This window comes from Candidatus Accumulibacter vicinus (assembly GCF_000584955.1).
GTDB classification, from domain to species: domain Bacteria; phylum Pseudomonadota; class Gammaproteobacteria; order Burkholderiales; family Rhodocyclaceae; genus Accumulibacter; species Accumulibacter vicinus.
Map to the genome: position 1 here is coordinate 17,460 of NZ_JDSS02000039.1, position 212 is coordinate 17,671.

Genomic DNA, 212 nt, shown 5'->3' on the forward strand with positions numbered 1-212 from the left:
CACCCCTTCGGCACCCCGAAGCCAGGAAATCCGAAGACCCGGCGAGGCAGCAGGCCAAACCTCCTTGGTGATTTTCCCGCCCCGCGCTGGGGCGGGCTTTTTCGGAGATACTGATGAAAATCTTCATTTGCAATGCGTTCTCGCTGTCCATGCTGGACGGCGAGGTTCAAGCCCGCCGACCGGGCGATGCCGTTTACGGCTCGCCACGCATC